This window comes from Paenibacillus sp. MT86, from assembly GCF_058792535.1.
In genome coordinates, this window is record NZ_CM179499.1 from 5,642,223 (window position 1) to 5,654,388 (window position 12,166).

The window sequence follows — 12,166 nt, forward strand, 5'->3', positions numbered from 1 at the left end:
TCCCTAGAACGAGAAGTCTTCATCCATGATATGGGCGTTCAAATCGATGCGGCCACCGCCAACCATCGCCCGAACCATGGCGTTGATGATCGCCGCGACCAAATCAATACGCTGACTGTCGTCTTTATGCTTTTTACTTAGCTTGATATTGCCGTTGTTGTCGATAACCTCAATAGCATTGGCCAGGCACCAGGTTAAGAGTGGACTTCCATCGTGAACAATCTTGCCCTGCAGGATCAATTCACGGAAAAACTTGGTCGGCTCCGAAAGCGTCTGTACGCCCTGGCGGATCTCGACCCGCTCGTACCCTTCCGCCTCCAATTGCTGCGTAAAGTGCGTGGCATTGTAGGGGTCGTAACAAACTTCCTTCACAAACCAGAATTCATCCTGCTCCATTTTCTGCATATGGGACTGAATGAAGCTATAGTCCACCACCTCACCAGGCGTCAGGGTACACCACCCTTCTTCTGCCCACTGGCGATAGGGTACCCGGTCACTGTGTTCATGCTGCGTTGCCCGTTGCTCTGGCATGAATCCATGAGCTGTAACGGCGTAACGTCCTTCGGGTAAGCGGAACACATAACCAGCGGCGGTTAAGTCGGTCGTCTTCGATAAGTCCAGACCGCTCCAAACCTCCACGCCGCGCACCAACTTAAAAAAGTCCGCTTGCGACACGGCAAGGGACTTCCATTTGTTCATATTCTCACTGGTCATGTATTTCTGATCGCTGTCAGACTGCCAGCGGTTCACGCGTTTGGTTAACCACTCCCTAATTTTCGTCGGATCATTGGAATGGTACGCCTCGTCATGCTCTACACGGATTTGCTTCAGTAATTCTTCTGAATATTCGTTTTCTTCCTGCAAAATCGGGTTCGCTTTGGGCCATAATGCCTCATTATGCGGGTCATCTTCCTTGTCCAGCTCCCGAATCATACAAAAATAGGTTTCATTCATGGGTCGGTTGCCGCGCATCATCATGCATAAAAAATCGTATTCCTTTTTGCATGGACTGTTTTCAGCGTCTTTTCCCGCTGTGCTGATGATCTGCATGAGCGATTGAAGCCGTTTCCCGAACCCGGAATAGGAGACATCCACGATTTCAGAGGTCGGGTGTGCGTGATATTCATCGATGATGACCAGGCACGGAGCGCCGGAGTCCTTGTTCTTGGTATCTTTGGATAACGGTCGCATCCAGCCGCCACGGGAGCGGTGTTCCACGTAGGTTTTTTTGATGTTCAGGCGCTTGGCAATGTCCGGGCTGTTCTCCCCCATCTTTGCTGCATCCAACCAAACCCGTTTCGCCTGCTGCTTATCGACAGCCGCACATTCAACTTCCGGGCTATCTTCGTACCGCTTATTCGTAGGATCGCCAGGCGGATAAATACAATCGCCCATCATGCCATACAGAGCCAGTCCGCTCATTTCCGTGGACTTTACATTCCCCCTTGCCCGCATGTGGAACGCTTTACGAAACCGGCGTTTGCCTGAATCCATATGTACCCAGCCGTACACACTGCCCAAATCAAATTTCTGGAAAGGAAGCAACTGAATAAGGTCCCCGCTAAATGGCCCTCGTACATGACGGCAGCAGCGTTCGAACCAATCAAAAATACGGTCGGCTCGGCTCTCATCAAAAACGTAAGGAAAGTCAGGCGTTGCTTGCCGCTGCAGATCGTTTAAATGACGCTGACAAGCAAGGCGCTCCATCTCACAGCTCAGACGTTTACCTAAAACAACCTCGGCGGCGTATTGATGTGTTGGATGCAGATCCTCCCAATCAATCGAAGAGTTCTGCATTTTGATCATCCTCCCCATCCACCTGGCGTTTTGCAAGCCGCGCCCTAGACTCTGCATTCAATCCCAGTTTATTAGAATAGGATAGGGCGATGCCTGCATAACGTTGCGACATTTGGACATACGCATTTGGAACCTGGATGCCTGATTTATTGGTTTCGGTATAGCCATGCTCATCAATAAGCCGGTTCGCTTCTTGGACCTTGGACACGGCATCACAGTAAATGCCCAGTACATCCTCATCCACTTTATCCAGGACACCGAATTCCTCCATGTCCTTCACCGTTTTTCTCCATACCTTTCGAGCAGAGTCATCCAACCATTCAGGAATACGCAGCTTGAGCTTCTTCTTTCGATTGAATTTCTTCGCCGCTTCCTCTCTGGCCTCCACTTCCTTTTTGGTCCAGTTTTTTCCGCCGCCTTTCTTCCCCACTTGCATATGATTGAAATTCACAATTGGATTCGCCAATGTTCTCCCTCCTTTTTTCCCGATTTCACTACGGGGACATTTTTTTGCATTTGAGGGGGCCGCGGTCTATAGGGATTTAATTATTTTTTTCTGACCCCTGGGGGGCCTCTGCCAGACCTAGCTCTTCCTCAATTGAGTCACACACTTTTTCGACTCTCCCAAGGAAACTTGCTTGCCCTAAAGCACTTAAACAATCAGCATTCAGAAGCTTAGTCAGCTGATCTAGGTAACTGATTTTCTGAATCAACGGAAAATTAAACTCGTCCATTCCCAAACCCTCCATCTTCTCTAACAGTCTTAGCGTCATGACAGAACTTGCACAGCGCCTGCCAGTTCTCGGGATTCCAGAATAGTTTCATGTCTCCCTTGTGGGCCGTGATGTGGTCCACTACCGTGGCAGCTGTAACATGTCCAGCCTGATGGCACAGCACGCACAGCGGATTCTTTGCTAAGAAGTTCACCCGAGCTATACGCCACTGATGACCATAACCACGCTTTGCCGATGACTCGCGTTCTTGGTCGTATCTTCTTTCTAATGCACTGTGTTTGGAACAAAAACCCGTTCTGGTCAGCTCACCGCATCCAGGTTTCTTGCATGGTTTTTTAGGCGATAACCCCACCTGAAATCACCCTCTCAAGGGTTACATAATGTCCCTTTTGAATTACTCATACTGTACATTGTGTGTAACTCGTTATCTAACCGCTCTACCTTGCCCTGTAAGCCTTTGAACCTGTTCAGTCAAATGAATTCCACCTATCCTTAATATGGAGAACTGATCAAGCCCTGTGCCGTTTTAACGCTGCATCCATGCTGTCCTGCTCGACCCCGATATAACGTAAGGTGACCTTCTCAGAAGAGTGGTTGAAATAGTTCATCAGCATTCCGATATCCTTGTCGGTCGTCTCATAATAGAAGATGTATCCGAACGTTTTTCGAAGTGTATGACAACCTATTTCCGAAAGGCCGAATTCATCGCCAATGGTCCGCATGATCTTATAGGCCATGGATCGGCTAATCGGACGGTTCCACCCTTCCCGGCTTTTAATCAGGTATTCGTTCGGAGCCTTCCCGGCAATGTAGTCATTCAAGTCCCGTTTCAAATCCGGCTGAATGAGTGCACGCTTTCCCTTGCCCGTCTTCTTCTCTGTAATGGAGATATGCGAACCCATGACATCCCTTACACGTAATCGCAAGATGTCACTGATCCGAAAGCCTGTGTTTATGCCAATCGAAAACATAATGTAATTCCTCATGTTGGTTGCTCTTAGAAAATCCTTGATGTCCTCTAAGACCTCCTGGTCTCGGACCGGCTGAACAAATTTCATATCACCGCCTCATTTCGATTTCCCAATACCTCGGGAATAATAGTGGAAATAAAAAAAGCCCAGCGCTCAGTAGCCATGGAATTGGCTAACTGAACACTGGGCCTCTTGGGTCTCTGGTTCATCGAACACTTTGCTCACAGTTCTTTTCATTTACATCAAGGATGATAGCATTACCGTACAGCTTACATCGATCATGAGTGCCGTCATTGGATAATGAATTGCATTGTGAGCAGCTATCTGCATCTACCTTTCTCTTTCTGGTTATTGCCCACCGTTCATCATACCACCTAGCCCTTGATTCCTTACATTGTTGAGATGATGTATCGAAAGCATTGAGCACTTTGCATCGTGTGCATACAATCTCCGCTTTGCCCTCTATCTTACCAAGAAGTTTATTACATTTACTACATCGAAAATCCTCAAGCATTATGACTCTTCCATCCCCTTTCAAATGAAATAAAAAAAGCCGCTTATCAGCGACTTAATTTATACAAGCAGTATTGATTGAAGGAAACCCCTTCCGCTGCAGCTTCATCCATCAGCTGCTTGTGTAAAGATTTTGGAGCCCGTTGTAGCCACTTCCCACTATATGCATGTTCTTCAACCGGCTCTGGAATCTTATCACCGAATTCTAGTTTTACTTCCAAATAACCCACCATAGCATCTTTCACCATGGCCAATGCTTCCTCCGGCGTATTTCCATGGCTTTTACATCCATCCAATTCCAGAACAGAAGCCACATAGTAAGATCCACTTTCATCAACTGTGTGTCTAATCTGCATGGTGTAAGGAAGTGCCAAGTAATACGCTAAATCTTTTTTGCTATTGGACTGGTTTGCCATTCAATTTAGGCTAGGATAAAATGAGAATTGGAGAAGCAGGGGAGCTGTCACTCCCCTATTTTCTCCAGTACGTCTATGACGTACACCGCTTTAACGGGACTTTGCCTTGGTATGGGAAACGTGTCGCCACTCTCATTTCGGAAGATGTGATGTGAACCTCTGGTTCGTATCAGTATGTATCCGTAATGGTCGAGTACCTTCACTAATTCCTCAAACCGTATCCCGTTAGGGCGGTTTTTCATTTTTTCGACTAACTTATCAATCCTAGCCATTGCTCACCTCCTATATCTTTATGATATCATATATGATATCACTATGCAAATGTTTTATTCATCATTTGTAAATAAAATTGCTGCCCCCGAAAGGGCAGCTATAGGAGAAGGTTATGAAACCTTTGTTAGTTGGCCTTGATAGGATTCGAACCTACCTAAACCTGAAGGCCATGAAAAAATCCGTATTTCTATCCCGCCCGGATGGAGCGGATTCGGGGCATCAAACCCCACCTCACACCGAACCCTTGACGATGAACGTCTAAGGATGAATCGTTCCATCCCACAGCGCGGCCGAGTTCCTACCGCGATAACGGGCAGTAGGCACACCGGAGAGGTTGAGTTCCTCTCTATGTGCCTACTGTATAACTAATCCACCGCCACTTTGGCGTCAAACCGCCGTCATTCCAGCGTCAGTTTACCGTCACTTTTCCCAATGATTCCACATAACTTCAAATGTTCCGCAATGGTATCTACCCCGACCCCGATTCGGCGGTCAATCGTTTTTTCACTACGGCCACGCTCTGACCAGAATGCGTCTATCGTTCCAGAATATTTAACACCTTTGATGTATCTATGTTCAAAAATTTTCTTTACTTCCTCATCTATAATCAGCCCAACAGCAACATTTATTTCATCTAATATCCGACCGCCCTCATTTAGTACCTTTTGCTGCTGGGGCGTTAGGGTTTCTGGATCTCTCCGCCTCACATCATTAACCTGACGGGAAAGCTTTGGATAATTGGTCAATAGTTTTTTCACCGTTTTTCGCTCGGATTCCGTCACGCTTGGGTATATTTCCATTTGAACCACCGCTGCCCCCATAGTTGGCTCCTTTCATTCATAATTATGCTTTCGCCTCGCCCAACGCTCGATGAGCGAACGTTTCGGCTTTCGACCATCGCAGCTGCCCTTCGTTTCCTTTTCGATCTATCGGTATAAAGCCAGCCGAGAAAGTACCGTCTTTTTCTTCTAGTTTTTCTAACCGGCGCAACAATCCATTACGATACACGTATGTTCGGCCAGTTTTTAATTTTTCGATTCTCATGTCACGCCTCCTTGATTTCTTTCCTCTTTGAAACCCAAGCAAATCCAAATCCTTTCCGGAGTGGATCTTCAATTAAGTAAGCCACCCCTTTTGGAACATACATGCCAGGTTCTACCCGTAATACTCCGAACCTAGTATCTATCGTCTTTTTTTGAGAAATCGGAGCTGATGGGCAAACCACCAGCTTCAAATTCTCAATCCTGCAACCTTTACGAATCAATGGACTTAGTGCGTCATCGACCATTTGAGCTGCTTTTGGGATAAGGGTACTCATTTCGCTTTATCTGACATTCGTCCAAGCAGGCCAGTGACTGCATTCAGATATTTAGTGTGTTCATCAGGAGCTGTCGTTTTGATCTCATATAGTGCACCAAGTAGATTATCAAAGTCCTTGACTACCGTTTCGAAAATCACAGCGAATTTGGCCATGGCTTTGTTTTCGTTTCGCTTCACTTGCTCTCGCAGCTGGGCCAACTCTTTCTCCACATCTTCAGGAACCTTTTCGATAACTTCAGCTGTCGGGATGTCAATCGGCTTGGCCTTGAGCTGTTTTTCAAGTTCCTTTATTTTCTTCTTGGTGTCCACAAGCTCAGATTCTTTTTCGTTCAGTTTGGCTTGAATCTCATTAACCTGCTCGACATCTCCACTTTTTTGAGCTGCTTCCAGATCGGCCTTGTAACGTTCAGCAAGCTCATAGTTCATGCCGTTCTGCTGTTGCATTTCGGTCAGGCTGCTTTCCAGCTTTTCGCGTTCCAGTCGTTCATATTCAGTCTGCTCATTTGCCTTCTTTAATTGTTTTTCCAGTGCCTTTTTTTCTTTTATGAGGGTTTGCAATTCTCTCGTTGACAAATCTTCTACCTTGTTCTTTTCCGCAAAGGTTTCCCGTTCTTCGGCAGGAATGGAGAGTAACGCGACAGCTTGCGTATAACTTAAATTCGCAAGCGTTTGGGAATTCTCGTACTCTTCCGACACCCGCATGAAATTATTGGCCGTTGACTGGCTGTAATTTACATTGTCTTGGAGCCAGCCGCCCCATTCTCCGTGGGTAACAAGTTCTTTTGCTTCCTTTAACTTTTTGCCAATATCAATAGCAGATTGAAGTACATACTGCCTTGCTTGTTGGTCGATGGATCTTATTTCAGCGGCGATAACCTCGGGTGAACGTAATATGATTTGTGTTGTCATACGGCAACCTCCATTTTTTTCTTGTTTGACATAAGCTTTTCTTGTTTGAATAGATTCACAAAGTTCTCAACCTCTGGTGTCATTGCAACACGTTTATATCCTTGGCACTGTACAATTTGATTTCCCCGCAATTCCAATGTGTAGAATGGTTTGTCCGGTTCTTCACATCTTCGTATAAAAAATATTGCGGTTCTTCCAGAGGCGTGCTGATCCGCGTATTGTCCAACACAATGCTGTAAATACCTACCTTCAATGAATAACTCTGCTGTTGATTCTGCCGGTCTTATCAAAAGACCGTTTTTCTCAAAACAGTACCCTCTTAATGCTTCCGTTCTATCCATGATTTTTTTGTTTATAACCTTGTCTTTTTTCATTTTCATACGAGCAGTTAATTTGGTATGGGCGCTATGGAGATTGTTAGGAAATAGATTTTTCTCTTCTGAAAGATCAATCCTAAACTCTCTGCATTGGGACATATAATCCTTCCAATCCACAACTACGTTATAACCATGCCTATACTGATCGGTCCGAAGCTGCTTTAGAATGTACTTCACAGCTTTCTTTTCTGATGTTAATTTTTGAATATCATCCATGTATTCTTTGAATATTGGTGTCTCTAATTCTGAAAGCATCACAGCCTCTTGAATACTTAATTCAAGATTTTTCTTTTTTGACTTTTGGTAGTATCTAAGCTCTATAGGCTTAAGCTTCATTTTTGACTTTCTAATTTCATTCAGTTCCGACTTATTCAACCGAAGAACTTCAAAGATGTTTTTACCATTCCAGTGAATCGCTCCATAAGTCTGATCTCTCATTAGCTTCGCAAATACCAAGTTCTCAAATCCCGTCTTGGTCAGGTATTCAATACATGGATATCTGGATGCTAGGTCAAAAAATTCTGTCATGTCCGAGATGTATCGATAATTCGGATATCTCGTATATTTTTCCCAAGTACAATACTGAAATGGGGTTCCTTTAACTGCCTGTTTAATGTTGTCCTTCGATACATGCTTGCTCCAGAATCTAGACGAAAACGAAATATCAAATCCTGAATAGACATTCTTACCTTTAAGTTTCGAATAGCCTGAAAACATGATGCTTCTACCTGGTTCAAACAAGTACATGTAACTGATGTTGTACTGGGTTTGAACCTCTCTGTAATCTCCACTGTAATCTCGGACCACTGAAATGATTCTTGCCGTAATAGCTTGTGGGTTGACCTTTGATTTTTCGTACCAAACCAGTACGGCCTCATCGTGCACTTTTTTTCTCCCCATGCCTGATGACCTTACCTTACACTTGGACTTGCAGTGTGGGCAGGTTGCTAATACCAATTGCTTATGCTTCAACTTCGATTCAGACCTATGCCGCTTTTTGCAATGAGTGCAGTAAGCAAATTGAACGCCTACTACTGTTTTGTAAAACAAATACCGACTATCTTTTAAAACGGTGTCTGTCACATATCGAACCAATCGCTTACTGACCTGAGTAGGAAAATGCATTTTGAATTCTTCATAGTTCATCACGCTCACCTCACAAGAACTCATCAAGTTTTACATCGAATCTTGAAACTTCAGGTTCTGGTTGAATGACTTGTACAGTTTTGACAGGCTTTCCCTCGATCCCGAAGTATTTCAAGACAATCGCATATCCTTCCGCATCCGTTAACATGGCCATACCGTTTGATTGCTTTTTCATGGCCTCTTTCTTCATCGCTTCCAGACTCTTGGAAATACTCTTGTCTTTATCTATGACCTTGTGTGCACAGTCTGGATTGGCTTGTACATGCTGTATCAAAAAGTTACCGATAACCTGGATATAGGGGTTGCTTTGGCTGCTCGTGATTTCGTCTTGCAGCTTCTTCACTGCTTGTTCCATCTCACTTCACCCTTTCGATTTATCTCTTACTCCATCGCCTCTCCGGCGGTTCAATACACGTAGTTCCAAATCATTCACTTTACTCACATCGATCTGCTCTATAAACCTCGACCACAGCGGCACATAACGGTAACTGCTCAGTTCACCGGAACAGTATACGTATGCTGAAGGCCTTTCCTTCACGCCTACCGGGCAACCAAGTTGAGAGCAGCGCTTATACGGCAGCAGTATATCAGCGACAGGTTCAGGCGCACCCGCCCATTTGCCTTCCCATTTCCACTCACCGTTAATCTCGATCTGTCGAGGGATCAGACAAGGCATACCGGATTCTTTTGCCTGTATTTTATTAAGCCAATATTTACGCATCTGGTTTATCCGACATCTGGCGTGCAAACTCCATCATCTCAGCCATTTGTTCATCAGTTACTTTCGTGTCGGATGGTGGCTCGTTAGTCGTGATAGGGATTGAGGGTTTCCCTGATCTACTTTGAGAGCCTGTCCGTTTCTTTGGCTGCTCCTTTGTCCAAGGTTCGTCAATGCCTTCGGCTTTCCAGTTTTTCAAAATGCCTTCAACGTAGGATATCTTTCGTTTACCGGCTACTACAGCTCGCTTCATTGCCTCACAAATCCAACGTCCACCGTAGGTTATCAACATGTCATCGATCTGATCTTTGATCACTGGACTAATGGTCCCGAATCCTTCATTTTCAAACATCCTATAAGGATTCGTCTCAAATTCAGGACGACTACTACCGACTGGATTGATCGGGTTTGGTTCTGTTGGTTGTTGTTCTGTATGGTTATGTTGGTTATGTTCTGTATTGTTGTGTATGTTGTGTTTGTCTTGTAGCCCTGTGACACTATCATCAGTCACAGATGTGTCACGCGTGACATTATCGTGACTTTCTTTTAATTGCTTTAATTTTTCGCGTGACTTTTTCTTCCGCTCGTTGTTTTTCTCCCTTTTATCAAAGAGCCGTCCGCCATATTCAAACCAATCATGGATATTCAGCTCATTGCCCACCTGATCAACGAATCTTGCATCAATGAGCATTTGAATCAGCATGTCTGGATCACCGTCCCACTGCATTGCATCAGCAATATCGTCGTGTTCAAACTTTGATAATTCACCATCTGGGGCGTATTCCAACGCCCACCACCAAAGCATGTGAAGGTGCCCAATCATTGTTGGTATAGTGATACCTAATTTACGTGCACACCTTTTAGTTTTGGGATGTTGGGCCAATGCCTGGTGACTTTCAATCCACGCCAAAACGTGACCTCCTCCCGGCTTATGTTGCATGTATCTGTGACATGCTCTTGTTGTCACGGCAACGTCACGCGTGACATAAGCGTGACGTTGATCCAAAAACCCTGAATCCAACTATGATGACTTGTTGAGCCATCTCAAATTTGGTATAATCGAGCAAACAATATTTTTTAATGTTCCGACTTAGATCACGTTTCCCAGACGTGATCTTTGTTCATTTTTAGCCTCTGTATCACACAGCTGAATTTCTTCTCCTGGATCAATCTGTATAAGGTCCTCACCCTCCTTTCTCCGAAGTTCTGCTTCTAGCCGAGCGGCTTCATTACTCATCAAGTTAAAGCCAACATCATCTAAGAAATGCGCTCTACTCAATACCTTGTGGATCTCATTCAAACGGGCATTTACAATACGGCGTTGCTCTAAGCGTTCAGGTGACATACCATGCCTCCTAACTTATTTTAGAATGCATAATAGAATCGATATTTTTATCAAGCTCAATCTGTCTAAAATAAATGTTTCCTCTTTGCCTGAAGTATGGGACTTGTCCCTCCTTCACCATTTTTCGCAAGGTGCTGTCAGATACTTTTAAGTATTGCATCGCTTCTTTGAATTCAAAGATATTTGCATACAACCTACGCTCTATTTCTGGCTGTAACTCGGCCAATATCTCCTGCTTTAGCTCTGCTGCTATATCATTTCTGATAGCCTCAATAAATGCGGTTGTCTCCAATATAAGTCCTCCTAACAAAATCGTATTTAAAATACGGTTTTATCGTAAAAAAATATGGCCCGATTTAATTGACACCCTAATTAAAATACGTTATTATACAATTGTCGTATTGATAATACTATTTATTCAAATCAGGGAACAATTTTTCGGGGGAGTCTTTGTAGAAATTGCATATCTTGAACATTAATTTCAGGCTCGGATTGACCCGGCCATATTCAAGACTACGAATGTGTTCTACGTGAACACCCAAAGACTCAGCGGCTTTGATTTGGGTAAGGCCTAATGATACCCTTGCTTCTTTTAATGCCGCTCGTTTCATAAGCATCACCTCCGATATGACCCTAGTATAAATCGTATTTTAAATACAGTCAACCCGTTTTATTGTATTTACAATACATTTTTTTTAGGAGGATTGTCCCAATGTCTCTTGGACAAAGAATAAGAACCTTACGTAAGAAGGCAAAATTCACTCAGAAACAAGTAGCTGAACAATTGGGCATGGGGAGCTCGAATTTTGGACACATCGAAAATGATAGAGTTACTCCATCAAGTGCAGATCTTCAAATGATAGCCGATATACTTAACACAACTACAGACTATCTATTAGGTAGATCGGAGAATAAAGTTCAAGAAAACTATTTTTCTCTTAACGAAAAAGATAAGCGTGATATTGCTGAAGAATTAAATAGATTAATGTCTGACCTAGAAAGTGAAAGCACACTTGCCTTCATGGGTGAACCAATGGATGAAGAAGATCGGGAGCTGCTTAGAATTTCGCTAGAAAACACCTTGAGAATGTCTAAAGAGATGGCGAAGAAGAAATTCACTCCTAAAAAATTCCGAAACTAACCTTGGAGGATATATCATGGACTTGCCTCGATTGCATGCAAGTAAGCTAATCCAACGTCTAGGGAGCAATGATCCTTTTGAGATATCTAGAGCCAAAAACATCGTTGTCATTCACGAAGACTTGGGTAATATCTATGGCTATTTTTATAAATCAAATAGAATTTCTAGTATCCACATAAACAACAGACTTAACGAGTTTTTAGCCAGGTTCACATGCGGTCATGAATTAGGACATACTGAGCTTCACCCAAAGATAAACATGCCGTTTTTAAGGCGGGGCACTTTATTCTCAATTAACAGGTATGAGCGGGAAGCTAACCGTTTCGCTGTCCATCTGTTAATAGGTGAAAACTGCCCTTTCCCATACGAAACCAAAGAAGAGTTTCTTTTACGTTGCAACATACCTAAAGAATTTCATTGTTTTTACTAGGTAATCTTTGCGCTTTCCAGCTGCAAGGCTGTTCATTATACATAAAAATAGAACATATGTTTGGAGTGATGAAAAA

General features: G+C 43.8%; 20 protein-coding genes. 2 read left to right on the top strand and 18 right to left on the bottom strand.

The window, feature by feature from the left end; genetic code table 11:
• Positions 1 to 3: 3 nt before the first annotated feature.
• From AC3RCL_RS25420 to AC3RCL_RS25505, 18 genes are all read right to left on the bottom strand, one after another.
• On the bottom strand, positions 4 to 1,797 hold the full coding sequence (locus AC3RCL_RS25420; RefSeq protein WP_492532739.1) for a terminase large subunit: 1,794 nt from the start codon (positions 1,795 to 1,797) through the stop codon (positions 4 to 6).
• The gene (locus AC3RCL_RS25425; RefSeq protein WP_492532741.1) at positions 1,778 to 2,263 is read right to left on the bottom strand and encodes a phage terminase small subunit P27 family; all 486 of its coding nucleotides are present in this window, start codon (positions 2,261 to 2,263) and stop codon (positions 1,778 to 1,780) included. The genes AC3RCL_RS25420 and AC3RCL_RS25425 overlap by 20 nt, the downstream gene beginning before the upstream one ends.
• Before the next feature lie 76 nt (positions 2,264 to 2,339).
• Entirely contained in the window at positions 2,340 to 2,531 is a 192-nt protein-coding gene (locus AC3RCL_RS25430) for a hypothetical protein (RefSeq protein WP_492532743.1), read from the bottom strand.
• Positions 2,518 to 2,883 carry an HNH endonuclease gene (locus AC3RCL_RS25435; RefSeq protein WP_492532745.1) on the bottom strand — a complete coding sequence of 122 codons (366 nt, stop codon included), beginning with the start codon at positions 2,881 to 2,883 and terminating at the stop codon, positions 2,518 to 2,520. The genes AC3RCL_RS25430 and AC3RCL_RS25435 overlap by 14 nt, the downstream gene beginning before the upstream one ends.
• Before the next feature lie 157 nt (positions 2,884 to 3,040).
• Positions 3,041 to 3,589, bottom strand: a complete 549-nt coding sequence (locus AC3RCL_RS25440; protein WP_113061615.1) for a site-specific integrase — start codon at positions 3,587 to 3,589, stop codon at positions 3,041 to 3,043.
• A gap of 118 nt (positions 3,590 to 3,707) precedes the next feature.
• Positions 3,708 to 4,016: a Com family DNA-binding transcriptional regulator gene (locus AC3RCL_RS25445; protein WP_492532748.1), complete on the bottom strand. Its 309-nt coding sequence runs from the start codon at positions 4,014 to 4,016 to the stop codon at positions 3,708 to 3,710.
• Between the two features lie 46 nt (positions 4,017 to 4,062).
• A complete protein-coding gene (locus AC3RCL_RS25450; RefSeq protein WP_113061614.1) occupies positions 4,063 to 4,431 on the bottom strand; it encodes a type II toxin-antitoxin system HicB family antitoxin in 369 nt (122 codons plus the stop codon).
• A 47-nt stretch (positions 4,432 to 4,478) separates the two neighbouring features.
• A complete protein-coding gene (locus tag AC3RCL_RS25455; protein WP_113061613.1) occupies positions 4,479 to 4,703 on the bottom strand; it encodes a type II toxin-antitoxin system HicA family toxin in 225 nt (74 codons plus the stop codon).
• 399 nt (positions 4,704 to 5,102) lie between these two features.
• On the bottom strand, positions 5,103 to 5,525 hold the full coding sequence (locus AC3RCL_RS25460; RefSeq protein ID WP_466044700.1) for a hypothetical protein: 423 nt from the start codon (positions 5,523 to 5,525) through the stop codon (positions 5,103 to 5,105).
• A 22-nt stretch (positions 5,526 to 5,547) separates the two neighbouring features.
• Positions 5,548 to 5,748, bottom strand: coding sequence for a hypothetical protein (locus AC3RCL_RS25465; RefSeq protein WP_492532751.1), 201 nt, complete (start codon positions 5,746 to 5,748; stop codon positions 5,548 to 5,550).
• Positions 5,749 to 6,018: 270 nt separating this feature from the next.
• On the bottom strand, positions 6,019 to 6,933 hold the full coding sequence (locus AC3RCL_RS25470; RefSeq protein ID WP_492532753.1) for a DUF3102 domain-containing protein: 915 nt from the start codon (positions 6,931 to 6,933) through the stop codon (positions 6,019 to 6,021).
• Entirely contained in the window at positions 6,930 to 8,210 is a 1,281-nt protein-coding gene (locus tag AC3RCL_RS25475) for a PcfJ domain-containing protein (RefSeq protein WP_492532754.1), read from the bottom strand. Before AC3RCL_RS25475 ends, AC3RCL_RS25470 begins: the two co-directional genes overlap by 4 nt.
• A gap of 256 nt (positions 8,211 to 8,466) precedes the next feature.
• A complete protein-coding gene (locus AC3RCL_RS25480) occupies positions 8,467 to 8,811 on the bottom strand; it encodes a hypothetical protein (RefSeq protein ID WP_492532756.1) in 345 nt (114 codons plus the stop codon).
• A gap of 6 nt (positions 8,812 to 8,817) precedes the next feature.
• Positions 8,818 to 9,177 (bottom strand): hypothetical protein, encoded by a 360-nt coding sequence (locus AC3RCL_RS25485; protein ID WP_492532757.1) that lies wholly within the window; start codon positions 9,175 to 9,177, stop codon positions 8,818 to 8,820.
• A complete protein-coding gene (locus AC3RCL_RS25490) occupies positions 9,170 to 10,084 on the bottom strand; it encodes a DnaD domain-containing protein (protein ID WP_492532759.1) in 915 nt (304 codons plus the stop codon). Before AC3RCL_RS25490 ends, AC3RCL_RS25485 begins: the two co-directional genes overlap by 8 nt.
• A gap of 180 nt (positions 10,085 to 10,264) precedes the next feature.
• Positions 10,265 to 10,519, bottom strand: coding sequence for a hypothetical protein (locus AC3RCL_RS25495; protein WP_492532761.1), 255 nt, complete (start codon positions 10,517 to 10,519; stop codon positions 10,265 to 10,267).
• A gap of 10 nt (positions 10,520 to 10,529) precedes the next feature.
• Complete coding sequence (locus tag AC3RCL_RS25500) at positions 10,530 to 10,811, bottom strand: helix-turn-helix domain-containing protein (protein ID WP_492532763.1); 282 nt, start codon at positions 10,809 to 10,811, stop codon at positions 10,530 to 10,532.
• 118 nt (positions 10,812 to 10,929) lie between these two features.
• A complete protein-coding gene (locus tag AC3RCL_RS25505; RefSeq protein WP_492532765.1) occupies positions 10,930 to 11,130 on the bottom strand; it encodes a helix-turn-helix transcriptional regulator in 201 nt (66 codons plus the stop codon).
• A 101-nt stretch (positions 11,131 to 11,231) separates the two neighbouring features.
• On the opposite strand from AC3RCL_RS25505, the gene AC3RCL_RS25510 reads away from it, so the two are divergent.
• Both AC3RCL_RS25510 and AC3RCL_RS25515 read left to right on the top strand, forming a co-directional pair.
• Positions 11,232 to 11,660, top strand: coding sequence for a helix-turn-helix domain-containing protein (locus tag AC3RCL_RS25510; RefSeq protein ID WP_492532767.1), 429 nt, complete (start codon positions 11,232 to 11,234; stop codon positions 11,658 to 11,660).
• Between the two features lie 16 nt (positions 11,661 to 11,676).
• Positions 11,677 to 12,090: an ImmA/IrrE family metallo-endopeptidase gene (locus AC3RCL_RS25515; RefSeq protein ID WP_492532769.1), complete on the top strand. Its 414-nt coding sequence runs from the start codon at positions 11,677 to 11,679 to the stop codon at positions 12,088 to 12,090.
• Positions 12,091 to 12,166: the final 76 nt, after the last annotated feature.